The sequence below is a fragment of the Stenotrophomonas sp. YJH_SMC_64 genome (assembly GCF_059371375.1).
In genome coordinates, this window is the sequence record NZ_JCAFUN010000006.1 from 16,297 (window position 1) to 40,911 (window position 24,615).

Below are 24,615 nucleotides of genomic sequence, written 5' to 3' on the forward strand. Positions count from 1 at the left end.
TCCACGCATGGCGTAGATTTACCAGTGCCGTGAGCGAATCGACTGGCGATGCAGGATCAGTAGATCCACGCCATGCATGGATGCTTTGCGCGTGATTCCGGATGCCGGAAAAAATGAACGATTTCAGCCACATCACATCGGTGTGAGGGCTGGGCGATTTCACATCTGAACTGTGATTTCCCGCACGCAAGTTCACCTATCGAAATGGTTCACCACACGGCAGACTGCAAGCGCCGTGCCGCACATACGCAGTTCCTGATTTCCCGCCCAGGAGTGCCCCATGTACCGTGCCGTTCCGCGTGCGTTCCGTCCGCGCCGCCTTGCTGTTTCCGTGTTGCAGGCCCTCGCCGTTCCCTCCCTGCTTCTGACGACCGCCAGCGTTGCCTGGGCCGGCTGCAACAGCCCGGCACCGACCGCCGGCCAGACGGTCACCTGTGATACAAACGCGCCGAATCCGCAGACCACTCCCGTTGCCGCAAATGGTGCGGCCGGCATCACCGTCAATGTCGCCGCCGGTGCACAGCTGCAGCAGAGTGGTGGTGGATCGGCCATCGCGCTGGTCGGCGCCGGTGGTCACCTGCTGTCAAACCAGGGCGCGATCAGTTCGGTCGGCGGTGTAACCGTGCAGCTTGGGGGTGGCAGCCGCGTCGACAACACCGGCAGCATCAGCACCGGCAACAACACCGCCCTGCAGTTCGTCGGTGCGGGCGACAGCGTGCTGGTCAATCGAGGAGCGATCAGCGGGCGCACCGGCGTACAGTTCGATGCGGGCAATGATCGCCTCGAGATGCAGAGCGGCAGCATCACCGGCGGCGTCCTGCAGGGCGATGGCAATGATGTGCTGCTGCTCAGCGATGGCACGATCGACAGCGTCGACCAGGGCGGCGGCGATGACCAGATGACCGTCACCGGCGGCGCCGTCACCGGCGTGGTGGCGCAGGGCAGTGGCCGCGATGATTTCATCATGAGTGGCGGCACCATCGGCGCGCTGCAGCAGGGCGACAACATCGATACCTTCCGCATGAGCGGTGGCCGCATCATCGGCGCGTTCGAGGATGGCGACCAGGCCTGGATGACCGCTGGCCGCATCGGCCGCGTCAACATGAAGCTGGACAAGAACCTGTGGGACCAGTCTGGCGGTACGGTTGACGGCAACGTGGTGACCGGCTTCGACACCGACACCATCATCATCTCGGGCACGGCCTACATCGGCGGCAACATCAGTGTCAGTGGCGGCAACGACAGCGTGACCATCACCGATGGCACCGTGCGCGGGCAGGTGCTGCTCAGTACGGGCAGCGACACCTTCAACTGGAGTGGCGGTGGCATCGTCTACGGCGCGATCGACATGGGGCCGGACAACGATGTGGCCAACCTCAGCAGCCTCAACCAGGGCAACCTCGGTGCGGTGCCGCTGTTCGACGGCGGCAGTGGCATCGACCAGCTCAACTTCAACAACGTCAAGACCACGGGCGTGGGCCGCTTCCAGAACTGGGAGGCGATCAGCCTGGCCAACAGCACCGAGCTGACCTTTGATGGCGATCTGGTGCTGGGCGACAGCGGAACCGGCACCGGCACGCTCACGGTGGATGACACCAGCACCGTCTACGCGGGCAGTGGCAGCCATTCCGTCCGTCCGTTCAACAGTGGTGCACTGGTGGAGATGGTCAATGCCGGGCGCATCGACCTGACCGGTACTGGCGCCGGCGACGTGTTCACCGTGCGTGGCAACTACCGCGGTGACGGTGGTGGTCTGTACCTGCGCACCGTTCTGGGGGCCGATAATTCAACCAGCGACCGCCTGGTGATCGATGGTGGTGCCGTCACCGGCACGACCGGCATCGGCGTGCTCAATGCCGGCGGCAGCGGCGCTGCCACGTTGGCCGATGGCATCCTGGTGGTGCAGGCCTTGAATGGTGGCCGCACCGCGCCGGGTGCGTTCTCGCTGTTCGCGCCGGTGGCGGCCGGCGCCTACGAGTACTTCCTGTTCAAGGGGGGTGTCAGTGCCGGTACCAGCGAGAACTGGTACCTGCGCTCGACCCTGGTGGCCGGCCCGGCACCAGCGCCAAACGGAAGCGGTATCAATGGCGTGCCGCCGCCGCCGACGCCACCCGTCGCACCACCGCCACCGATCACCCCGGCACCGCCGCCGCCGCCCGAAGGCGCCCCCGATCCAGACCTGACAGCCGGCGAGACCGCACCACCGCCGCCGCCACCGGAACCGGCGCCTGTGGCGCCGCCCAGTGATCCAGCGGTACCGGACGTGCCGGTGGCCGGCGGTGCGCTGCCCGGAACCGGTGCGCCGCCGACGCCGGGCGCACGCCCCGCCGAAGGCGCGGTGGTGCCGCTGTACCGCGTGGAGACTGCTGCCTATGCCGTGGTGCCGCCGCTGCTGCGCGAGACCTCGCTGGCCAGCCTGGGTACCTTCCACGAGCGGCAGGGCGAGCAGCGCCTGCTGTACAGCCAGGGTGCGTTCCGCACCGCCTGGGGCCGTCTGGTGGGGCAGAGCAGCGAGATCCACTGGAAGGGCGATTCGCAGCCCGGCTTCGATGGCGATGTGATGGGCCTGCAGGCCGGTCTGGATGTGTGGGCTGCTGCCTCTGACAACCACCGCAACCAGATCGGCGTGTTCGTCGGCCGCACCCGCGCGCAGGGCAAGACCACCGGCCTGGCACTGGGCTGGGAGAACGTGCAGGTAGGCCAGAACCGCCTGGACGACAAGCACGTGGGCCTGTACTGGACCTTCACCGACAGCAGTGGCGGCTACATCGACGCCGTGGCGATGCAGAGCCGCTACGACGGCCGCGTACGTTCCTCGCGCGGGCTCGGCTTCGGGATCAAGGGTGATGGCACCAGCGTGTCGGTGGAGGCGGGCAAACCGCTGCTGCACTTCGGGCAGTCGGCGTGGTGGCTGGAACCGCAGGTGCAGGTGATCTGGCAACGCACCTCGCTGGACGACCGCCGCGATGAGGTGTCGAGCGTACGCTTCGACAACGACAACGCCTGGACCGGCCGCATCGGCCTGCGCCTTGCCGGCGACTATCAGCTGGCCGACAACGGCTGGCAGCCGTACTTCAAGCTCAACTACTGGCATGGCCGTTCCGGCGAAGACCGCGTCGGCTTCGACAACGACACGATCATCAATTCGCAGCGCTCGCGTGCACTGGAGGCCGGCGTCGGTGTGGTCGGGCGCTTCAACCGCACCATCAGTGCGTACGCGGTGGCCGACTACACCCGCGAACTGGGTGGCGATCGCAACGAGAAGCGCCGCATCATCGAAGGCAACATCGGCCTGCGCGCGGACTGGTAGCGCGCGGTGCAGATGTCATGACCCGCTCTGGTAGGCGCCGACCTTGGCCGACACGATGCTTCTCGCTGCCATGACCTGCTGGTAGGTGCCGACCTTGGTCGGCACAGGGCCAATCGACGCCATGATCCGCTCTGGTAGGTGCCGACCTCGGTCGGCACGAATCCCACCGATGCCATGACCTCCGCGCAGCCGAGCAACGGCTCGGCTCTACAGCAGCGGTGCGCACGCATCCGCTTCCACCAGCGCGCTGGCATGATCGGCCAACACCACCACCGCTTGCAGCAGGCATTCCTCCACCTGCGGCGGACACTGCGCCTGCGCATCGTCCGTCTCGCGCGCAGACTGTGCAGCCAGCAGTACCCCGCCGCACGCAGACAACGCCGCCAGGCAACGCGTCGCCTCGGCCAGTTCCCGACCGCGCCCCTCGCTGAGTTGCCGCTCGCGCCACGCCTGGCCGTCGGCTGCGTGGCTGTGAGCGATGCCGCGCAACCGCGCGAAGAATGCGGAGGGCGGCGCCTGTTCGTTGGCTTCGGCGAGTGCATCTTCCAACGCTTCGGCGGCGGTAGTGGGCAGCTGCAGGCCGGGCAGTGCAGCGCCGAGCAATGCCTGCAGGCGTGGATAGGTGGGGTGGGGCGTGTTCATGGCGGCAACCTCACGAGGCAAGGCCACCTGCGGCGTGCAAGGTGGCGGGCGGTGCGGGTTGGCGTGCCGGTCAAAATCGAAACGAAAAAAAGCCGACGGATCACGAGGATCCCCACGCACCGCCCGCCATGGGCAAGCCGGTGCATTGTCGCGATTGCCGCTGAGGCGGCAACTCGATCGTTTCGATGTTTGATTCAGGACGCCAATCCCGGCCAGCGCAGGAGGCGCCGACGGAGGCAACCTTCTCGCGTTCTACGTGGCAATGACATGGGCAAAGTTGCAATTTACTGATCGCGTGCACGCTGTCTTGCTGCAACCCGCGGCGGGGCCAGATACGACAGTTCGCGCATGGCGAAAGCCATCACCTGCGGGCTATGCTGTGCGCCTGCCTCAACGACAAGGAAACGTCACATGCAGGTTCGCAAGGGAGTGCGTCGCATCGGCGCGCTGATGCTCGTGTTGCTGGCGACCGGCGCCATGGCCGATACGCCAGGCGCGGTCGAGGTGCCCTCGCCGGTGGCCCAAGCCGAGATCCTCAATCTGCTTGAACGCCAGGCGCTGTATCGCGATCGGGTGGACTGGGCCGCCACCCGCGTACGCCTGCAATCGGCGCAGGGCGACCCCGCGCAACGGCTGGCCGTTCTGCGCGAAGCCATTGCGGTCAGCACGGGCAATCACGGCGTATGGACGACGACCCAGCGCCAGAGCGAATTCCTTGCGCGCGCGCAGCAGGCCGGCGCCGCCGCCGTGGACCGGGCCAAGGCGGCCGATGCGGTGGATATGCGCATCGGCTGGGTGGTCATCGAGGGCTACGCCTCCACGCCGGGCGCGACGCCGCAGGAAAAGTTCCGCCAGGACATCCAGCGTGCCGCGCGGTGGCAGCAGGTCATCCGCAGCAAGGACGACGGCGCGCGCTGTGGCTGGATCGTCGACCTGCGTGACAACAGCGGTGGCAACATGTGGCCGATGCTGCTGGGCATGGCACCGCTGCTGCGCACCTCGGTAGTGAACAACGAAGATGTGGGGTCGTTCGAAACTGCACAGGGGCCTGAGCGCTGGACGTTGACCGCGACCGCCGTGCAGCGTGCAGGCAAGTCGGTGCTGGACTTCGGCCAGTCCGGCTATGTGCTGCGGCAGCCCGGCGCGCCGGTGGCGGTGCTGTTCGGGCCGCGCACCGGCAGTTCGGGCGAGGCCTCGGTGCTGGCGTGGCGAGGTCGTCCGCAGGCGCGGAGTTTCGGTCAGCCCACTGCGGGTGTCTCCACTGGCAATGTCGTGCAGACGCTTGCCGATGGCAGTCGCCTGCTGCTGACCACCACCGTGATGCGCGACCGCAATGATCGTGGTGATGGCTTGAAGATCGAGCCCGACCAGCGTATCGAGGGTGATGCCGCCACTTTGGCCGCTGCCGAAGCCTGGCTGCTGGCCCAACCCGCCTGCCAGGGCCGCTGATCCATGATCCTGATCGGCCAGCAGGAGCGGGTGGTGGTGGTCGGCCCAACCGAAGCCCACCATTGCCTGCGCTGCCAGACGGAAACCGAGTTCGCCCCGCAATTGCGCTACAAAATGGCGCGCATCGACCTGCTGTTTGGCCTCACCTACCAGCGCCGCTACGAGCTGGCCTGCACCCGGTGCGGGCACGGCTGGGTGCTGGATACCGAGACCATGGACCAGCAGCTGGGCGGGGTGCCGATCCCGTGGCGGCACCGCTTCGGCCTGCCGTTGATGCTGGTGGTGGTGGGGCTGGCGGTGGCCGGATGGATGTGGCGGAACCTGTACTCCTCCTAGGGAGAGGGCGGGCCGACACAGCCTCAGCAGGCCGTTCCAGCGGGCGCCAGCCTCCGGTGGGGCCAAGCCATCAGGCTGGCCTAGCCCATGCGCATCGCTGTTCGGGTCTGCTCTTGGGTTTGCTCTTGCTGAGCGACCTGCTGTGCCTGCGAAATCTGCTCGACCTTGGCGAGCGACTGATCTACGGGTGTATTGACCGCCTCGCTGACCGCAATCGATGCCCTCAGGTGTGCCGGATTGTCGAACGCTCCCTGCACGACGAACATGCGAGGTCCTGATCCATCGCTGGGAGGGTTGCCCAAGACAACATGATCGACGCGTTCCAGGCCGCTGCGCTTGGCCGTTGCAAGCAGGCCGGCCGTCACGCGCTCACTGGTTTCATCGAAGCCGCGCCCGTGCCTGGCATCCACGGCCGATACACCGTCGCGAATCTGCCGGTAGAGCGCATGGTCGGGGTGGCCTTCCTTTCGGGGATCCAGGCCTGCCTTGTCCAAGGTTGATTCTATGCTCTCCTGCAATGGGCTCTTGGGAGCGAAGCCTGGGTTGCTCAGAGAGGGCGAGCCCTTTTCGGTTGCCTCTTGGACCGGACGCTCCCCAGCCTTCAATGCACTTTCTGCGTGCTGCACGGCTTCGGCTTCGCGACGGGCGTACGCTCCGGCTTCCCCGGTGCCGCGAAGGTAATTGACCCCGTCGCGCAGGAGTCCAGGGCCACCGCCGACAAGTACGGTCGCCCCCAGGCGCAACTGGTGGATGTCTTTGCGATACTCCGCTATCCGGCGTAGGTCCTCGGCATCAGTGATCCGCGCCCCGGGGTCGTCCAGTACGGACTGCACTGGGCCCTTGTCGGTCATACGGTCAATGAAGTGAACCATTCGATGGGAATCACCCAACTGGACCGCAACCGCAGCGGACATGACATGGCCGCTTTTCATCCCAAGCGATACGAGCGAGGCGATGCGCTGGCCCTGCTCGGCATCGCGCAAGACTCCCAGTTCCTTGGGGAGCGCGTACATCTCAACCTTGCCGTAATGAGGGCCGGCCGCACTAACGAGGTCGCCCGCCATCACATGGTTGGTGAAGGGCGCCGCATTGGCCGGCTGGCCTTCAGGCAGGCGATACGCCAGCCCCGCAGCGCCGTAGGGATTGAAGGCGTCGCCAGGAAGATTGTAGTGGTAGGCAGTGATCTGCGCGAGTGCGCCGCCTAGGGAATGTCCAGTGACGTACACCGGACCATATCCGTTTTCCTCAGCTTGCTTGATTGCCTGCTTGGTCAGTACGAGGGCATCATCAATCTGTGCGTTGACTCTGGCGCTGACCATCGCTGCGTCGACGCCGCCATCAAGTATGGCCTGGCGATCAAACTCGGTGCCTCGGTGGGCGATGATGATCTCGTTGGTCTTGATGTTCCGGTACACAACGCCTTGATAGCCGCTGACTGCGTCACGTCGCCCAAGAACTTCGAAGTCTTCACCATCAACGCGCAGCGATTCCTTATCGCCTGGAGCTGGATGTGACGGTGGGGAGTAGGCTGCATTGGCTAGGGCTGCATTGGTTAGAGGTCTCATGGGACGATTCCTTTCGAAGGAGACGATATCTCTATGGCAAAGTACTTCTGCTTCTCGATATCAGACAATCTGTTGTAGCTATACTGGGACTGCGTTCGCACCCACCCAGGCGTCGAACTCTTTGTTTGCAGGGTCATTTGACTGTCTGCGTACGAAACCGACGTGAGTAGGTTCTTCAGTTCGAGATGGTGGACGGCAACTGATATGAAGCCTTCGCGTCCCTCGGAAATGACTGGGAATGAAGCTCGAATGATGCTGGGTTTCCATTCGCATGGCCCGCGCCCGTAATAGTCAGCGACTGCCATGCCGTCCTCGAACACGGTGCTGCTGAACTCGGTTGCACTGACGCGTTGTACTGGGAACTCTACTGAGTGCCGTTGGGGGGCGTACTGCACACCCTCGTAGTTGTTGATCGGTGGGAGGCAGAGCGGGTCTATCTCGTAGGAGACGAAAACCTTCGGGAGGGTGAGCTCCACAGGCGCATCGTGGACCCGGATCACAATCGGTAGCGCATCCTTGGGTGCAGGATTCTCGCGATAGACCGGGTATGAGCGTTCCTTGTTGCATCCGGAAACGGCCAGTGTGATCAAGGCGATCAACGCCACGTGAGTGAGGGAGGGGGAGGGTTTCAGCATGAGCGGTCCATGTCGCTGATTGAAGTAGGCGCCTCTTCAGGGTTACTACGGGGCACGGTTCTCTGCGCGTGAGGATACTGGCAGGATTGCCCTGATCCTTGATCGGCTGGACAGGAGGGATGGCCGAGGAAGACGGCGCGATGTACCGCGTTAAGGGGCACATGCGACAGGTTGTGCCGCTCGTGCTGCCAGCTTCCTTGGCGTCCATCCATGCATGCCTGTGGCGCGAGGCCTTGCGAGGTAGCGTTCATCGGCGTTCCATTGCTCTACGTCATACGACTATACGACCCGCTCCAGCCGTGCTCAAAGCTCTTGGTCATGCCAGTCTCAACGTCCTTCCAGGATTGAGTGGAGCGGCGCCGGCACACGGTCACAAGCGAATTGGACACATTGACGATTTCGTCAGACTGTCGAAGCAGGCCTTAACAATTCCCCCGTCGAGCGGTTCAGGTGGGGTAGCAGGGTTCTAGCATCTGCGGCCGGCCGTATCCTGCCCGCCATGCTTTCCTCCCAAAGCTATCAAGACTTCCGCACGGCCCCGAATTCCTATGGCGGGGCCCAGGCCGGTGAGCGCTGGGCGCTTTGGTACATCGGCCGCTGAAGCCCCGCGCGCCCCTGCCGACACGCTGCCGTGCCTCACCCCCGGCCTGCTAAAGTTGCAGCCTGCAACCACGTACCGGAACCGACCATGGACCACGACACCCCGTTCGAACCCCTCAACGACCTCGAGGTGCGCCTGCTGCAGGCCCAGGACGGCACGCTGACCGCATCGCAGTTCCTCGATGGCCTGCTGACCTCGACGGCGTTCGTGCTGCTGGACAAGGCCATCGGCGAAGACGGTGCCTGGGACGAGAGCATCTCGCCGCTGGTGCTGACCAGCGAGAGCGGCGAGCCGATGTTCGCGGTGTTCACCGCGCCCGAGCGCGCGGGCCTGTGGCACGAGCAGCTGCCGCAGTTCGCGCATGCCATGCCGATCGCGGTGCACGCGCTGCTGGCCGGGATCGGCGACGGCGTCGGCCTGGTGCTGAACCCCGGCCTGGACGTGGGCATGGAGATGATTCCCGATGCCGTGGCCCAGCTGAAGCAGCGGGCGGCGGCGATCACCCGCGGGATGGCGCATTGAAGCCAGCGATATAGGGTTGCCGGCCAGCGGCCGGCACTACCCATGGGAGTCGGTGCGCGGCCGCCACGGCGGTTGCGGATCAGCGGGCGGCGGCGATGGCTTTTACGCGCGCCTTGGCCAACGCTTCACCGATGGCCGGGCCCTTCAGATGGGTGGTATCCAGATCCCGCGCCTGTACTGACAGTGCCGCCTGGTGCAGGCGCTTGAGCGTTTCGCCCTGCGGGTAGTCGGCGTCCTCGAAGCCGAGCCGGCCGCGTTTGTCGGCCTCGCAGCACAGTGCGATGCGGGCCACGCGCTCCGGCCGGCGCAGCGCATCACAGCGGCCCAGTAGTTCCAACACGGTGGCATCGCGGAGTTCGTCGATGCGGTGCACGTTCAAGTGCTCCCGGCAGACCGCTTCGGCCAGCTGCTGGTGCTCGGCGGGAATCTTCAACCGCGCGCACAGTGCCTTCAGGGGTTTGATGCCGCGCTGTTCGTGCATGATGTGGCGCGGCCACTCCTCCGGCGGAGTCAGGCCCTTGCCGAGATCGTGGGTAAGCGCGGCAAAGCCGACCAGGTCATCGCCGGGGGCCAGCTTCGCCGCCATGTCGCTGACCATTTCCTGGTGGATGCCGGTATCGACTTCCGGGTGGAATTCGGCACGCTGCGGCACGCCATACAGCGCTTCCAGCTCGGGCAGGATAGGGCCCAGTGCATGTGCATCGTGCAGCGTGCGCAGGAAGGCGGAGGGCCGCTCACTGACCAGCGCCTTGCGCAGTTCCTGCCACACTCGCTCCGGCACCAGTGCATCCAGTTCGCCACTGGCGGCGATCTCGCGCATCAGCGCCATGGTCTCTTCGGCGACGGTAAAGCCCAGCGGCGCGAAGCGCGCCATGAAGCGCGCCGCGCGCAGCACGCGCAACGGATCTTCCACGAACGCAGGGCCGACATGGCGCAGCACGCGCTGCTCGATATCACGCACGCCACCGTAAGGATCGACCAGCGCCCCGCTGTCTTCGTCGCAGGCAATCGCATTGATGGTGAAGTCGCGGCGCTGCAGGTCTTCTTCCAGCGTCACTCCCGGGTCGGCATCGACCACAAAGCCGCGATAGCCGCGGCCGGATTTGCGCTCGGTGCGCGCCAGTGCGTACTCCTCACCGGTCTTTGGATGCAGGAATACCGGGAAATCGCGGCCGACCGCGGTGTAGCCCTGCGCTTCCATCTGCGCGGGCGTGGCGCCAACCACCACCCAGTCATGGTCGCCGGCGGGGCGCTGCAGCAGGCGGTCGCGTACGGCGCCGCCGACAAGATAGATCTTCATGGCTGGAATCATCGCATGCCCGGCGCAGATGCATCGGTAGTGCCGGCCGCTGGCCGGCAACGGCAGTCACACCGAAGCTGCCGGCCAGCGGCCGGCACTACCGATACAGCGGCCAGCCTGATCCAGGCCAGCAGGCTCATCGTTTCACTCCAGGGCGTGGATACCGGGGATTGCCGGCCAGCGGCCGGCACTACCGCAGTGCGATCAATCCCCGCCCTGGTCGGCGTTGGCGGCGCAGCTGAAGCTCTTGCGCTTGTCCACCAGGCGGCCCATCAGGCGGTCGCTCAGCGGCAGCGCATCGCCGTTGAGGCGCCAGTCGTAGATCACGCTGAAGGCCAGCACGCGGGCGACGTACTCGCGGGTTTCCTTGTAGCTGATGGTCTCGATCCACAGGTCCGGATCAAAGCCCGGGCGCTGGCCCTGCCAGCGCGCGGTCGGGGTCGGGCCGGCGTTGTACGCGGCGATGGTCACGTACGGCAGGCCGTCGTACTTGTTCATCAGCTGGCGCAGGTAGGCGGTGCCGATGGCGATGTTGGTGTCCGGGTCGTAGAGGCTGTCGGCGCCGCCGTAGCCGGTCAGGCCGATCGACTTGGCCACGCCGGCACCGGTGGCCGGCAGCACCTGCATCAGGCCCATGGCGTTTGCAGGCGAGCGCGCACGCGGGGTGAACGTGCTCTCGGCGCGGATTTCCGCCGCCACCCAGGCCGGGTCGATTGCATTGCGTGCTGATTCACGGCGGATGGTGGCGTCGTGGTGCAGCGGGAAGCGCAGGTCGTACAGGCGCTGCTCCTGCGGTTGCTTGCCCAGTGCGAACACGGCGCGGTCGAACCAGCCGTTGTCCTGCGCCACGCGCACGGCGAGGCGGCGCTGGGTGTCATCGAAGCGCGACAGCGCGCTGTTCCATTCGGCCACGGCCCAGCCGGTGCGGTCGATCTGGTACAGCGCCATCGCGCGCTGGATGGCCGGGTCACGCGCGATCACCGCCTGTGCCTGCGCGCTGTCATTCGGCTTCCAGGGGCACAGGGTATAGCCCTGCTGCAGCTTGTCGGCAGCCAGGAAGCCGTGGAAGGTCGGTGCGCGCGCGGCCTCGCGGAACAGCGGCTGCGCCTGCTGGGACTGGCCGGTCTTCTCCAGCATGCGGCCTTCGAAGTAGCGCCAGCGCGGGTCGCTGCGCTGCTTGCTGGCCATCTTGCGGATCGCGGTCAGTGCCGCCGGCCAGTCACCGCGCGACATCGCCTCGCGCACGCGCCATTCATGCAGGCGTTCGTCATACGCCGATTCAGGCACTGCGTTGAGGCGGCGTGCCGAATCGGGCAGGTAGGAAGCCACCGTCCACAGCGCGATCTGGTACAGCACCTGGCCCTGCTGCTCGGCACTCAGGCCGAGCGCCTGGGCGTACTGCGGCAACTGCTGTTCGGTGGCGGCCGGGTCGGCCTTGGCCAGCTTGGCCAGGCCGTCGGTGGCGATGCGCCGGCTGCGCTCGTTGCGCGGCCAGTTCAATGCGCTGGCATTGGGCTTGTCGACGAAGGCGGCGTAGCTGTTGGCCTGCGCCAGGTCCGCGGCGGGCAGGCCGCGTGCGGCGCTGCGCATCACGGCCGGCTGCTGTGCGTCGGCGGCGGCGTCGATACGCTCCCAGCGCAGGGCGTCGCTCAGGCCGCCTTGTGCCTGCAGCACGGCGAATACCGCGTCGCAGCCGTCCGGCAGCGACTTGCCGTTCTTGCGCCACAGGTCCTGTGCCTCGCTGATCCACTGCGGATCGACCTTGCCCGTCACCTGGCGCGCGGTCAGCTGCGCACAGCGCAGCCCGACGTTGTCGGTGGGCGCCCAGTTGGCGAGCAGGGTTGGCCAGTCCTGACGGCGTGCGACCGAGGGCAACCACACGCTGCGGAACGTGTTGGCCACGGCCTGGCCGTCGTAGCGCTTGAGGAAGGCCTGCGCCTGCGCGGTATCGACGGTGTCGATGTTGCGGCGCAGGTTGGCGTACTCCAGCCAGCCGTAAGCCGGATGGCGGCTGAGTGCGGCGGCCTGGCCGGGATCGAACTGGCCGCGTTCGGCGGCAGCGATCGCGGCCTTCAGCTGCGCGTTCTGGGCGTCGAGGGACTGGGCATTGGCGCAGCCGATCAGCAGCGTGGTGGCCAAGGGCAGCAGGGACAGGGCGGTCGAAGAGCGTCGGGTCATGGCGCCCAGCATAGCGGGGACTGGCTGAATTCAGTTTCGCATTGCGTGCACGCCACCGATGGGATGGGCAGACGATCGATCCTGCCTGGACGGTGTGCATGCGGGGGGCGGCAGAAGCGACAAACCTGTCGCGGATCTCAATTGTGCGATGATTCAGGCACAGCGCGGCCTGCCCGACGTGGGCCGCTGTTCCGCGAAGGAGCGTGGTATGCGCTATGCGTCCGTGCACGCCCGTGCGCTGATGTCCGGGATCAATCTGGCGCCGCTGGTAGATGTGCTGCTGGTATTGCTGGCGCTGGTGGTCACCACCTTGCCGATGGCACAGACGACGGCGGTGCGCACGTTCCAACAGCGCACTGTCTGCCCGCCGCGGCCCGGGCACACGCCGCCGGCATCGATCGCGCTGCATCTCGACGCGGCCGGTGGCGTCTACTGGAATGACCGGCCCTTGGACGACCCGTCACTGCAGCACGCCCTCGGCCAGCTCCAGCAGTTGCCGCCGGCGCTCCAGCCCTCGCTGCACCTGACCACCGCCGACAGCACCGACTACGGCGACATGGCACGGGTGCTGTTCGCCATCGAGGGGCGTGGCCTTCGCGTCACAGCGCAGGGCTACTAGCATCGGCACTCGCAAGAGCGCTTGATGAGGGCTGGGAAAACTCCGCGTGTGCTGTCGTGTCCGGCATCAAGCCGTCCGCCTCGAACAGTACCGTCCGGTATTTAACGGCACGCATCTGACGCAATCGGCTGCCAACTGCGTCAATTCCGCGTGAAAGGGTGTCGATCATCACGCCGTAGTTTTTACCTTTTGTTTACAAAGGAGACGCTGCCGCCATGCAGGGGGGAGCGCGGCAGTCCATGTCCCGACATTCCTTTGGAGAGAGAGCGAATGATTCACCTGCATCACCGCCCGTTGGCGGTTGCTGTCGCGCTGTGCGTGACGGCCCTGGCACCGTTGGGTGCCGCTGCGCAATCCACCACCAACCTCGATGCGGTGGAGGTCACCGGCACCCGCATCAAGCGCGCTGAAGTCGAAGGCCAGGTGCCGATCCAGACACTGACCCGTGGCGACATCGAGCGCACCGGCCTGACTTCGATCGGCGAGGTGCTGCAGCAGCTCACCGGTTCCGGCTCCGCGCTCAACGCCAAGTTCAACTCGTCCGGCAACTTTGGTTTCCCGCCCGATGGCAGCGGCGTGGGTGCCGGCTCAGCGCAGGTCGATCTGCGCCACCTGGGTGCCAAGCGCGTGCTGGTGCTGGTCGATGGCATCCGCTGGGTCAATGAATCGTCGGCGTCCGGTGTGGGCTCGGCCACCGACCTCAACACCATTCCGCTGGCCATCGTCGAGCGCATCGAGGTACTGGAGGACGGCGCGTCGTCGCTGTACGGCTCCGATGCCATCGCCGGCGTGGTCAACATCATCACCCGCCGCGATTTCGATGGCGGCCAGGTGACGCTGAACTACGGCGAGTACAGCAAGGGCGACGGCACGCAGAAGGGCGTGGACCTGGCCTGGGGCAAGAGTGGCGATCGCTTCAGCCTGTTCCTGGGCGCCAGCTGGACCAAGCAGGACCCGGTGTTCGCCAAGGACCGCGAGCAGTCGCGCTTCCCGATTCCCGGTACCGGCCTGGCGTTCGGCAGCGGTGGCATCCCGCAGGGCCGCTTCGCCTTCGTCGATCCGAATACCGGCGCGTCGCAGAACATCGTGCCCAACACCGGCGTGAGCAACCCGCGGTACGACGGCAGTGCCGGCTGTAACCGCAGCGATGACTACCACTGCTTCACCACTGCCGACCGCTTCAACTTCGCCGAATACAACATGGTGCTGACGCCGTCGGAGCGCAAAGGCCTGTTCGGCCAGTTCCGCTTCGACATCACCGACAATGTGCAGTGGTACATCAAGGCGCTGGGCAACCGCCGCGAGTCGACCAACCAGGCCGGTCCCGAGCCGCTGTTCTTCGGCCCCGATGGCGCCACCGGCAATCCGCTGGCCGACAACATCACCGTCTCCGCACTCAACCCGTACAACCCGTTCGGCTTCGATCTGGTCTCCGGCGACAACATGAGCCTGATCGGTCGTCGCCCGGTGGAAGGCGGTGCGCGCGTGTTCAAGCAGAAGGTGGACACCACCTACTTCGCCACCGGCCTGGTCGGTGACTTCCATGCCGCCGACCGCAGCTGGTACTGGGACGTCAACGGCATGTACAGCAAGAACAAGGCCCAACAGACCAACTACGGCAGCTATGACATCTACAAGGTGAACATGGCGCTGGGCGATCCGTCCGTCTGTGCGGCCACGCCGGGCTGCGTGCCGCTGAACATCTTCGGCGGCGTCGGTTCGATCACCCCGGACATGCTGAAGTGGATCCAGCCGGTGGTGCGCGACCGCAGCCAGAACGAACTGAGCCTGTTCACCGCCAACCTGTCCAGCGAGCTGTTCTCGCTGCCGGCCGGTCCGGTATCCTTCGCCACCGGCTTCGAGTACCGCAAGTACAAGGGCTCCTACCAGCCCGATCCGCTGACGGTGATCGGCCACTACAACGGCGTGCCGTCGCAGCCGACCTCCGGTTCCTACGACGTCAACGAGGCCTACCTGGAGTTGAGCGTGCCGATCTTCGCCGATTCCTCGTTCGGCAAGAAACTGGACCTGAGCCTGGCCGGCCGCTATTCGGACTACTCCACCTTCGGTGGCGAGTTCACGCCCAAGTACGGCCTGCGCTGGCAGGTGACCGATGACTTCGTGCTGCGCACCACCTACGCCGAGGGCTTCCGCGCACCGTCGATCGGTGAACTGTACGGCTCGGCGGCGCGTGCCGACCTGCAGCTGTTCGACCCGTGCTCGGTGGGTCTGGGCGGCACTCCGCCGCGTGGCAGCGCCGCCAACTGTGCCGCGCTGGGCGTGCCGGCCGGCTTCCAGCAGGCCAACTCGCAGATCTCGGTGACCACCGGCGGCAACCGCGAGCTGGAGCCGGAACGCTCGCGCAGCTTCAGCGCCGGCTTCGTGTGGAGCCCGTGGTTCGGCAACAATGCGTCGTGGTCGGAGCGCTTCGATGTGGAGGTGACCTTCTACCGCCATGCCATCGATGGTGCGATCCAGGCGATCAACGCGCAGACCCAGCTGGACCTGTGCGTGGATACGCTGGACCCGGTCTACTGCGATGGCATCACCCGTGCCAGCACCGGTGCGGTCAGCAGCTTCAACAACCGCCTGACCAACCTGGGTTCGATCAAGACCGACGGCTGGGACGTGGATCTGTTCTGGACCCTGCCGCAGACCTCCATCGGCCAGTTCAAGCTGGCGTGGAAGAACACCTTCGTCGGCCGTTACGAGGCCACCGGCGCGGCCGGGCAGAAGCAGCCGCAGGAGCCGGGCGTGGAAGTGGCCGACAGCTCGATTCCGGAGTGGACCAGCAATGCCAGCATCGGCTGGACGATGGACCGCTGGAGCGCCAACTGGACGGTGCGGCACATCTCCGAGCTGACCGAGAACTGTGGCGATGCCGCGGCCTTCCCGGTGTGCAGCAACCAGGCAGCGGGCACCAACACGCTGTCGGCCACCACCTTCCACGACATGCAGGTGGGCTACAAGATCGACTGGATGAAGGGGCTGCAGCTGACGGCCGGCCTGAACAACGTGTTCGACAAGGATCCGCCGATCTGCCTGTCGTGCTCGTTGAACGGCTACGACGCTTCGACCTACGACATCCCGCGTGGCCGCTACTGGTACCTGCGCGCGGATCTGCGGTTCTAGTTTGAAGTGCCGGTGCCGGGGTAATTCCGGTGCCGGTATTTTTTGACGATGATGAGAATCATGAAGTTGGCAGGGTCATCTCGATAGCGCTAAATTGTCGTCGAACCTTCCAGTCAAGGAACGACATGTTCTCCAAAGAAATCTTGGTCGAGATCAACGAGAAGAGTTGGAAGAAGAAGTCTGTACCACCATGGGGGTTGAAGGCGCAGCCAAAGCAAATAGTCGACATTGGTCAGTCCCTGCTTCTCCTTGGTGCGCTAACTTCGCCAAATGGGCTGTCTGCAGGGTCGCCAGAGAGGTACTGGGCATGCGTCAGATATTTTTCTGCATGCGCTGCTACCGACGATCTTCGAATAAGTCTTCCGTTCACAAATTTGGATCCTCACCAGCGAGGGATTCTCAGTGATGACTTTGGAGTTGCCCTGTCTGTAAATTGGCTGGTCGAACAACTCGGTGGGGCGAAAAATATTGTTGATGGCCGTCAGTTCATAGTCAACATGGGGGTGAGGAAGAGTAAGAAGAAGATCCCTAAGGTTGGTCCTGGGAAGTGTCCGGATTTTGTCATTGAAGATAAGAATGGGCTCATGCATGTACTCGAGTGCAAAGGTACCCAGAGCGGAAGATCCTATCTTGATCGGGCTATGGCTACGGGTAAGGAGCAGAAGAAGGGGATCCGCATTGAGGGAGGGCTGCGTGGGGAAAGCCTTGTCATCGGTGTGCTGCTCAGTGATGAAAGAAGTCGATCCTCGTCGAGGATAGTTGTGGTTGATCCAGAGCCGCCGGCACTCACTGTTGTTAATGCAAGAAATAAGGGCAGGGCTCAGGAGGTCATGAAGCGACTTAGCTTTGCTAAGGCGATTAATTTGTCCGGATTCTCGCGTCTTGCGTTCGAAGTAGCTTGGCCGGATTCGCAAGGTATGGGTGACACTGAGATGAAATTACTTACGCCAATGGAGCGGCGTAGTGCCATGTCTGATCCAGATGATCGCTGGCGGGCGGTTCAGGCAGAATTGGATCTGGAGTTGGAGGGGCTCAGGCAGGAAGATCAGGGGGCGTTCTCAGTGAAGACCGTGCAGGTTGAGATCCCTGCGATTAAGTTGGACTCAGGGGAAATTGCCCGTCGCCTAACAATACGCAGAGGTATCAGCGCTCCTGCAGTGCTTGAGTTTTCTCAGGACAAAAGGGATGTCCGAAGTGTGCTGGAACAAGTGGCTCCAGGTGAGCAGGCAATTTCCATCGTCACTGAAGGCAATCATTCGCGCCTTGATTACGGTGACCTATTCTTCAGTGAAATGATATTTGACTGAGGCATTGGTCCGGGCCTACGCCTGTACGCACTGACTGTTGAGGAAGCAGAGCGATGATGCTGTTGTGAAATGAATGTGCTGAGCATGCGCTCGGCTTTCCACGTGCTGTGAGCGCCGGGATCAACCCGGCGCTGTTTACATCAGAACGCCCAGGTGAACGTCAGCGAGCCATTGCGGCCATCGCCATACGCACCGTAGCCGTTGATCTGCGACAGGTACTTCTTGGCCAGCAGGTTGTTGAGGTTGGCCTGCACGCTGAACTCCGGCGAGATGCGGTAGCGCACGAAGGCGCTGACCAGTGCATAGCCACTCTGCTCGATGCGGCCGTAGGCAGGCACCGCGTAGTAGATGCGGTTCTGCCAGTTGGCACCGCCACCGACGGTCAGTTCCTGCAGCGACTGCGGGGTGTAGCTGGTGAAAAGCTTCAGGGCGGTCTGCGGCAGGTTGGTGTTGATGTCGGCGTCGTTGATGTCCTTGGCCACGTAGCGCGAGGCGCCGAAGGTGGCATTCCAGCCCGGTGCCAGTTCACCGTTCACCTCGAACTCGAAGCCACGGCTGACGGTGCCGCGTGCGGCGATCGAGGCGAACTCACCCGGGCGGCCGAGGATCGGCTCGCTGGTGACCTGGGCGACGTTGTCCTGCTCGATGCGGAACACCGTCAGCGAGGCATTCAGGCGGTTGTCGAACCAAGCCCCCTTGACGCCCACCTCGTAGCTCTTGCCGTCGACCGGGTCGAGATAACGGTCGTTGCGGTCGCGGGCGGTCTGCGGCTGGAAGATCTCAGTGTAGCTGGCGTACGCGGAGTAGGTGTCGTTGATGTCATACACCAGGCCGGCGTACGGGGTGGTCACCTTGTGTTCGCGGTCGTCGTTCTCGCCTTCGCTCTTCCAGTCGGTGTAGCGGGCGCCGATGATCAGCTTCAACGGATCGGCCAGTGACAGGCGTGCGGCGGCGTAACCGGCCTTCTGGGTGATGGTGCCCTGGCTGGCCAGTGCCAGCGGGTTCCAGTTCGGCTCGCTGATGTTGCCGGTCCAGTGCAGGTAGCTGGTGAACGGGTCCCAGGTCTTGCCGGCGCCACCGACCTGGTAGTCGCCGTAGTTGGCATAGTCGCGCTTGTTGTAGCTCAGTCCGGCCATGAACTGGTGCTCGCGGCCGAACAGCTGGAACGGACCGTCAACGTAGCCATCAACACCGGTGACCTTGCGCTCAGTGTTGTAGAAACCCGCGGAAGGCGAGATGCCCGTGCCGTTGGTTCTGTCGAAGTTCGATGCGCCCGTGGTCCAGTCGTTGTATGCCGGGTAGAACAGCTTGTCGTCGGCCTTGGTCTCATCGTGCGTGGCACCGACCTTGAACTTCCAGCCATTGCTGAAGGCGTGCTGCAGGGTGGCGAACGCGCGCTTGCTGGTGGTGTCCCAGTAGGTCCAGTTCGGGCTGGCGTTGAACGATTCGTCATAGCCGGTGCGCGAGCCATCGGAGTACAGCATCGGGAAGCCGCCCCAGGTCGCGCCGTTGGCGCGCTTCTGCTGGTAGTCGTAGCCCACGCTCAGCTGGGTGTCCGGGGTCAGGTCGGCGTCGATGACCGCATAGCCCAGCGTCTTGCGCTGGTTGTAGCGATCCATCTGGCCGTCGGTGTCCAGGTAGCTGCCGATCACGCGGCCGCGCACGGTGCCGCTGGCGTTCAGTGCACTGCCCACGTCCACGGTGGTGCGGGTGCGGCCCCAGCTGCCGACGTTCACCGAGGCGCTGCCGGTCAGTTCGGCGCTGTCGGCATGCTTGCGGATCAGGTTCACCGACGCGGACGGATTGCCGGCACCACTGAGCAGGCCGGTGGCACCACGCACCACTTCCACGCGATCGTACAGCGCCAGGTCCAGGCCGGAATCACCGTAGCTCCAGTTCTGCACCATCTGCGTCGGCAGGCCATCGAACTGGTAGGCATCGATGTAGAAACCGCGCGCGTAGAACTCGGTGCGTTCGCTGTCGGACTGGGTGCTGGTCACGCCGGTGGTGTTGGCCAGCACGTCGATGATGTCGTCGAGGTTCTGATCTTCGATGCGCTGGTGGCTGATGATGCTGATCGACTGCGGGATCTCGCGCGGGGCCAGGTCGAAGCGGGTACCGGCCGAGGTGCGGCGCACCGAATAGCCTTCGGCGCGTTCACCCTTCACCACCACCTTGTCGAGGTTGGTCGGATCGGCGGCGGTTTCGGCGAAGGCGGCCGGGGCCACGGCGCAGAGAACGGCGAGCACGGCAACGGACAGCCGTTGTGGCTGCGGCGTACGGAAGACGGAACGGGTCATGGGGGTCCTGGACGAGCACGCGCGCTCGGCCGGCATCCAGAGGCGAGGCGCTACGGGTGGGAAACGGACGGGCAGGCCGTCCTGGCACCACCGGAAACGAAAGAAATGGTAATACGAACTATTCCTATTTACAAATGATGAACAGATCGGTCTGCGGGTGTGCAGTGGCAGTCAGCGCAGCAATGGCAGCGGGTTTCGCGCGCCGTCGGTGCCGTAGACGCCCCAGTGCAGGTGCGGCGGCGTGCCCTTGGCGTTGCCGCTGTCGCCGACATGGCCGAGCAGATCGCCGGGTTGCACCACCTGGCCGCGTGCCAGGCCGTCGGCCCAGTCCTCCAGATGCGCGTAGTAGTAGCGTTCGCGCCCAGGCCCGATCACCCAGACCTGACGCCCGCCGAGCCCGCGTTCGCTGACATCCGCGACGACACCGGCCGTGGCGCTGCGCACTGGGGTGCCGCGTTTGGCGAAGATGTCGATGCCGGCGTGGGAGCGGTCACGGCCACGTGGCGCGCCGAAGGTATCGGCGATCTGGCGTGGCCGCACGCCGTCCACCGGCACCGGTAGTTGCGTGGCCGGCGGCATCCGCGAGAGCTCCCACAGCATCTTCGGTGCGGCCGCCCATGGGCTGTTCCACAGCGTCATCGCCGCGATGAGCGCAATGGCCAGCCACAGGCTACGCAGCAACCAGCGGCGCAGGCGTTGGGCGTGGGAGGACGGTGTATTCATGGCTCGACGCTACAGAACCGGTGCCAGCGGGACCTCGAAACTCCGCTTCAACGTGCCCAGTGCCACCGAGGTGCGGAAGCGCTCGATGTTGTCATCGCCGCCGAACAACCGCTCGGTGATGGCCTCGTACTCTTCCATCGACGCCGCCGAAAGCAGCAGCAGGAAATCGCCATCGCCGGTGATGGAGTAGCACTGCTGCACCGCAGGGTCGTCCTGCACGCGGCGCCTGAACGGCGCCACGCGGTCGCGCTGCTCGCTGACCACGCGCACCTCGACGATGATGGTCAGCGGCCGACCGATCTTGGCTGCGGCGACCACCGCCACGTTGGCCGCGATCACGCCACTGTCCTGCAGGCGCTTGATGCGCCGTTGCACGGCCGGGGTGGACAGGTGCACGGACTCGGCGATTTCGCGCTGCGGCAGGGTGTTGTCCCGCTGCAGGAGGTCGAGGATGGCGCGGTCGAAACTGTCGAGCACGGGAGCGATGGCCATGGCGAGCAGAAGTTGCACGAACAGGCTGTCAATTGAGCCAAGTGCTCGGCGCCGACGCAATAGACTTTGCGGATGCAGACCTCACGACTTGCGCCGATGTTGCCGGCGCTGGCGGTGCTCGGCTCGGTCACCTCGCTGGCCATCGGCACTTCCTACGCAAAACACCTGTTCCCGCTGATCGGTGCGCAGGGCACCAGCGCGCTGCGCGTGGGCTTTTCAGCGCTGTTGCTACTGCTGTTCTGGCGACCATGGCGCTGGAAGACCAGCCGCGTGGATGCAATCACCATCCTGCGCTACGGGCTCACCCTGGGGCTGATGAACCTGCTGTTCTACATGGCCCTGCGCACGATTCCCTTCGGCATCGCGGTGGCCATCGAGTTCACCGGGCCGCTGACGGTGGCGATGCTGTCATCACGACGCCCGATCGATTTCCTCTGGGTAGGCTGCGCGGCGGTGGGGCTGCTGTTGCTGCTGCCGATCGGCGGTGGCCCCGCGCTGGACCCGGCCGGCGTGCTGTACGCGATGGGCGCTGCGGCCTGCTGGGGCCTGTACATCGTGTTCGGCAAGCGTGCCGGTCATCTGCATGCCGGGCACTCGGTCTCGCTGGGGCTGCTGGCGGCGTCTCTGGTGGTGGTACCGGTGGGCGTGGTGCATGCCGGTGCGGCGCTGCTCGACCCGAAGATCCTGGCGGCGGGCCTGCTGGTGGCACTGGTGTCCAGCGCGATCCCGATGTCGCTGGAAATGATGGCGCTCAAGCGCCTGCCGAAGGAGACCTTCGGCATCCTGATCAGCATGGAGCCGGCGGTGGCCGCGCTGTGGGCGATGCTGTTGCTGCACGAGCACCTGCACGGGCTGCAGTGGCTGGCGATCGGCTGCACGGTGTTGGCCTCGGTGGGCAGCACGATGACCGCGCGGCGCCTGAAGGCACCCGTCACCGCCTGAAAAAAAGGGACGGAGGGGATTAAGTCGTTTATGCCCCGATTTAGAGGGCGCGGGGCGGCGCCCGGCACAGAGCGTGCGGACCAACGGTCAGCACCTACCGTAACGGCGAGTCAGCGCAGGGCGTCGGCCGGGACGTCGATCTGCATCGCCAGGGCGAGGTGATCGGAGAACGCGGCCGGTACGGCTTCCACGGTGCGGGTCTGCAGGCCGCTGCTGACCAGGATGTGGTCGATGGCGCGGTCCGGGCGCCAGCTGGGGAAGGTCGGCACGATGCAGCCCGGGGGCTGCAGCCGGGTCTTCTGGTACAGCACCTGCATTTCCGGGCGCTCGGCCAGGCAGTTGAAGTCGCCCATCAGCACCGCGTTGGGGTGGTCGGACAACAGCTCGGCGATGAAGCCCAGCTGCGACATCCGCGATCCCGCGCCCAGCGACAGATGGGCCACAGCCACCGCCAGGCCATCGGCGCCATCGCCGAACTTGGCCAGCAGCACGCCGCGCCCGCCGATGCGGCCGGGCAGGGCGTGATCCTGCACTTCAACCGGTTCCAGCTTGCTCAACAGGCCGTTGGCGCTGGAGGCGACCCCACCCATGCGCCGGTTCGGCTGGTGGCTCCAGTAATTGAAGCCGGCGCGCTGGGCCAAATAGTGGGTCTGGTTGGTGAAGCCCGAGCGCAGGCTGCCCGGGTCGGCCTCCTGCAGGCCGACGATGTCATGGTCGCGCGCCAAGGTGGCGATCGCGTCAAGGCTGCTGCGCTTGCGACCCGCCGGCAGCGCATGTGACCAGCTGCGGGTCACATAGTCGCTGTAGCGGCGGGTACTTGAGCCGGCCTGGATGTTGGCCGTCAGCAAGCGCAGGGTCCGTGTACGGGGGGAATTCACGGCCGGGAAACGCTTCTCTTGGATCAGTGAGCCTGGGCCGCACCGCGTTCGCGGGCGATCAGGTGGTCGGCGATGCGCAGCATGTCCGGGAAGCTCTTGCCCTTCACCAGGTACTTGCCGTTGACGATGATCGATGGGGTGCCGCTGATCTGGCTGCGCTGCGCGAACTGCTTGGCCGAGTTGGTCTTGGCATTCACCGCGAAGCTGCCCATGGTGGCGGCGAACTGCTTCGGATCCACGCCGTAGGCACCGTAGAACTTGGCGATGTCTTCGACCGAATCACGGCCGCGCTCGCCCTTCAGGGTCTTCTGCGAGTGGATGGCGGCGTACAGCGCTTCGTGGGTCTTCTCCTGCACGCCCAGGGTCTGCGCGGCGTAGAAGGCACGGGCGTAGTCATCCCAGGTGCCGCCGAACATGGCCGGCACGTAGACGAAGTTCACGTCGCTCGGCAGGCCGGCCTTCCACGGGCCGACCAGCGGCTGGAATGCGGCGCAGGCCGGGCAGACGTAGCCGAAGATCTCGGTCACTTCGATCTTGCCGGTGGCCGGCTGGAACGGCTGGCCGTTCGGGATCACCTGGTAGTCGGCACCTTCCACCGGGGCCGGGCCGGTCAGTGCGGCGGTGGTCGGGGCCGGTGCGGTGGCCGGAGCAGTTTCGGCCGGGGCCTTCTCGCCTTCAGGGGCAGCCGGCGCGGCGCCTTCGCTGCCCGCCGCCGGCGCAGCAGCCGGTTCGGTGGTGGCTGCCGGTGCTGCAGCCGGTTCGGCCGGGGCCGCAGTGGTGTTGGTGCTGCCGTCATCAGCCTTGCAGGCAGCCAGGATCGGCAGCAGCGCTGCGAGGGCGAGGGCGTAACGGATCTTCATGGAAACGTCTCCAGCATCTGGAATGGTGGGGCCGGCGCCAGGCGCCGGCCAGAGGGAAATGATGACATGCGGCGGCGACAGCGCCGTGTCGGTGGTGTGTGTTGGTTCAGCGGCCGCGGGCAGCGCGGGCCTGGGCGATCAGCGCCGAGGCGATGCGCAGCTGGTCGTCGAAGCTGTTGCCACGCACCAGGTACTGGCCGTTGATGATCAGCGCCGGGGTCCCCGGGATCCTGGTGCGCTGGGCGAACGCGCGCGCGGCATCGACCTTCTTCTGTACGGCGTCGCCGCGCAGGGCCTGGAGGTAACGGTCCGGGGTCACGCCATACGCCTTGTAGAAGGTGGCGAGCTCATCGGCCGAGACGTTCTGCATCGGCAGCGATCCCTGCTCGTGCAGGGCCTTGAACACGGCAGCGTGGCTGCGCTTGGCCACGCCGACCTCGTCGGCGGCGTAGTAGGCCAGTGCCCAGGCATCCCAGGCGCCACCGAAGGCAGCCGGGACCGGGGTGAAGCGCACGTCGGCCGGCAGCTTGGCCGCCCAGGCTTCCAGCTGCGGTTCGAAGTGGGCGCAATGCGGGCAGGTGTAGCCGAAGACCTCGACCACCTCGATCTTGCCGGCCAGCGGCTGGAACGGGCCCGGCTGGGCGATGCGCTCGTAGTCTTTGCCCTCGACCAGCGGGGCATTGGCGGGGGTAGCGGCGCAGGCTGCCAGCGGCAGCAGCACCAGCACGGACAACAGCAGGCGGGAAATCAACCTCATCGACACGCATCTCCGTTGAAAAAAGCAACGCCGGCGCGGTCGCCGGCGTGAAGGAAACATACCGCAG

Annotated in this window: 19 protein-coding genes; 8 read left to right on the plus strand and 11 right to left on the minus strand. The window is 65.4% G+C overall.

Annotated features, from left to right (window positions below):
- Positions 1-280 precede the first annotated feature (280 nt).
- A complete protein-coding gene (locus AC5P9L_RS07540; RefSeq protein ID WP_227415433.1) occupies positions 281-3,310 on the plus strand; it encodes an autotransporter family protein in 3,030 nt (1,009 codons plus the stop codon).
- A 207-nt stretch (positions 3,311-3,517) separates the two neighbouring features.
- Here the strand turns inward: AC5P9L_RS07540 and AC5P9L_RS07545 are convergent, their stop codons facing one another.
- On the minus strand, positions 3,518-3,952 hold the full coding sequence (locus AC5P9L_RS07545; protein WP_100438123.1) for a hypothetical protein: 435 nt from the start codon (positions 3,950-3,952) through the stop codon (positions 3,518-3,520).
- 411 nt (positions 3,953-4,363) lie between these two features.
- Here AC5P9L_RS07545 and AC5P9L_RS07550 point away from each other — a divergent pair, with 411 nt between their 5' ends.
- Both AC5P9L_RS07550 and AC5P9L_RS07555 read left to right on the plus strand, forming a co-directional pair.
- On the plus strand, positions 4,364-5,401 hold the full coding sequence (locus tag AC5P9L_RS07550; RefSeq protein WP_197596566.1) for a S41 family peptidase: 1,038 nt from the start codon (positions 4,364-4,366) through the stop codon (positions 5,399-5,401).
- A gap of 3 nt (positions 5,402-5,404) precedes the next feature.
- The gene (locus tag AC5P9L_RS07555; protein ID WP_100438121.1) at positions 5,405-5,737 is read left to right on the plus strand and encodes a hypothetical protein; all 333 of its coding nucleotides are present in this window, start codon (positions 5,405-5,407) and stop codon (positions 5,735-5,737) included.
- An 80-nt stretch (positions 5,738-5,817) separates the two neighbouring features.
- Here AC5P9L_RS07555 and AC5P9L_RS07560 read toward each other — a convergent pair whose 3' ends face one another.
- On the minus strand, positions 5,818-7,302 hold the full coding sequence (locus AC5P9L_RS07560; RefSeq protein WP_100438120.1) for an XVIPCD domain-containing protein: 1,485 nt from the start codon (positions 7,300-7,302) through the stop codon (positions 5,818-5,820).
- Positions 7,299-7,937, minus strand: a complete 639-nt coding sequence (locus tag AC5P9L_RS07565) for a hypothetical protein (RefSeq protein WP_100438119.1) — start codon at positions 7,935-7,937, stop codon at positions 7,299-7,301. The genes AC5P9L_RS07560 and AC5P9L_RS07565 overlap by 4 nt, the downstream gene beginning before the upstream one ends.
- A gap of 688 nt (positions 7,938-8,625) precedes the next feature.
- Between AC5P9L_RS07565 and AC5P9L_RS07570 the strand changes: the two genes are divergently transcribed.
- The gene (locus AC5P9L_RS07570) at positions 8,626-9,060 is read left to right on the plus strand and encodes an SseB family protein (RefSeq protein WP_005411035.1); all 435 of its coding nucleotides are present in this window, start codon (positions 8,626-8,628) and stop codon (positions 9,058-9,060) included.
- A gap of 79 nt (positions 9,061-9,139) precedes the next feature.
- Here AC5P9L_RS07570 and AC5P9L_RS07575 read toward each other — a convergent pair whose 3' ends face one another.
- Complete coding sequence (locus AC5P9L_RS07575) at positions 9,140-10,360, minus strand: multifunctional CCA addition/repair protein (protein ID WP_100438118.1); 1,221 nt, start codon at positions 10,358-10,360, stop codon at positions 9,140-9,142.
- Positions 10,361-10,564: 204 nt separating this feature from the next.
- The gene (locus AC5P9L_RS07580) at positions 10,565-12,550 is read right to left on the minus strand and encodes a transglycosylase SLT domain-containing protein (protein ID WP_133050307.1); all 1,986 of its coding nucleotides are present in this window, start codon (positions 12,548-12,550) and stop codon (positions 10,565-10,567) included.
- A 196-nt stretch (positions 12,551-12,746) separates the two neighbouring features.
- On the opposite strand from AC5P9L_RS07580, the gene AC5P9L_RS07585 reads away from it, so the two are divergent.
- From AC5P9L_RS07585 to AC5P9L_RS07595, 3 genes are all read left to right on the plus strand, one after another.
- Positions 12,747-13,157 carry a biopolymer transporter ExbD gene (locus tag AC5P9L_RS07585; RefSeq protein WP_133050308.1) on the plus strand — a complete coding sequence of 137 codons (411 nt, stop codon included), beginning with the start codon at positions 12,747-12,749 and terminating at the stop codon, positions 13,155-13,157.
- A gap of 270 nt (positions 13,158-13,427) precedes the next feature.
- Entirely contained in the window at positions 13,428-16,289 is a 2,862-nt protein-coding gene (locus tag AC5P9L_RS07590) for a TonB-dependent receptor plug domain-containing protein (protein ID WP_262101862.1), read from the plus strand.
- A 125-nt stretch (positions 16,290-16,414) separates the two neighbouring features.
- Complete coding sequence (locus tag AC5P9L_RS07595; protein ID WP_012481258.1) at positions 16,415-17,596, plus strand: hypothetical protein; 1,182 nt, start codon at positions 16,415-16,417, stop codon at positions 17,594-17,596.
- A gap of 140 nt (positions 17,597-17,736) precedes the next feature.
- Here the strand turns inward: AC5P9L_RS07595 and fhuE are convergent, their stop codons facing one another.
- From fhuE to AC5P9L_RS07610, 3 genes are all read right to left on the minus strand, one after another.
- Positions 17,737-19,896: a ferric-rhodotorulic acid/ferric-coprogen receptor FhuE gene (gene fhuE / locus AC5P9L_RS07600; protein WP_262101861.1), complete on the minus strand. Its 2,160-nt coding sequence runs from the start codon at positions 19,894-19,896 to the stop codon at positions 17,737-17,739.
- A gap of 171 nt (positions 19,897-20,067) precedes the next feature.
- On the minus strand, positions 20,068-20,619 hold the full coding sequence (locus AC5P9L_RS07605) for a M23 family metallopeptidase (protein ID WP_227415429.1): 552 nt from the start codon (positions 20,617-20,619) through the stop codon (positions 20,068-20,070).
- 9 nt (positions 20,620-20,628) lie between these two features.
- A complete protein-coding gene (locus AC5P9L_RS07610) occupies positions 20,629-21,111 on the minus strand; it encodes an Lrp/AsnC family transcriptional regulator (RefSeq protein WP_012481255.1) in 483 nt (160 codons plus the stop codon).
- A gap of 72 nt (positions 21,112-21,183) precedes the next feature.
- Between AC5P9L_RS07610 and AC5P9L_RS07615 the strand changes: the two genes are divergently transcribed.
- On the plus strand, positions 21,184-22,053 hold the full coding sequence (locus AC5P9L_RS07615; protein WP_012481254.1) for an EamA family transporter: 870 nt from the start codon (positions 21,184-21,186) through the stop codon (positions 22,051-22,053).
- 110 nt (positions 22,054-22,163) lie between these two features.
- Here the strand turns inward: AC5P9L_RS07615 and AC5P9L_RS07620 are convergent, their stop codons facing one another.
- From AC5P9L_RS07620 to AC5P9L_RS07630, 3 genes are all read right to left on the minus strand, one after another.
- Entirely contained in the window at positions 22,164-22,901 is a 738-nt protein-coding gene (locus AC5P9L_RS07620; protein ID WP_005411026.1) for an endonuclease/exonuclease/phosphatase family protein, read from the minus strand.
- Positions 22,902-22,954: 53 nt separating this feature from the next.
- Positions 22,955-23,791, minus strand: coding sequence for a thiol:disulfide interchange protein DsbA/DsbL (locus AC5P9L_RS07625; RefSeq protein WP_049396488.1), 837 nt, complete (start codon positions 23,789-23,791; stop codon positions 22,955-22,957).
- Between the two features lie 106 nt (positions 23,792-23,897).
- Complete coding sequence (locus tag AC5P9L_RS07630; RefSeq protein ID WP_005411024.1) at positions 23,898-24,548, minus strand: thiol:disulfide interchange protein DsbA/DsbL; 651 nt, start codon at positions 24,546-24,548, stop codon at positions 23,898-23,900.
- Between the last annotated feature and the right edge of the window lie 67 nt (positions 24,549-24,615).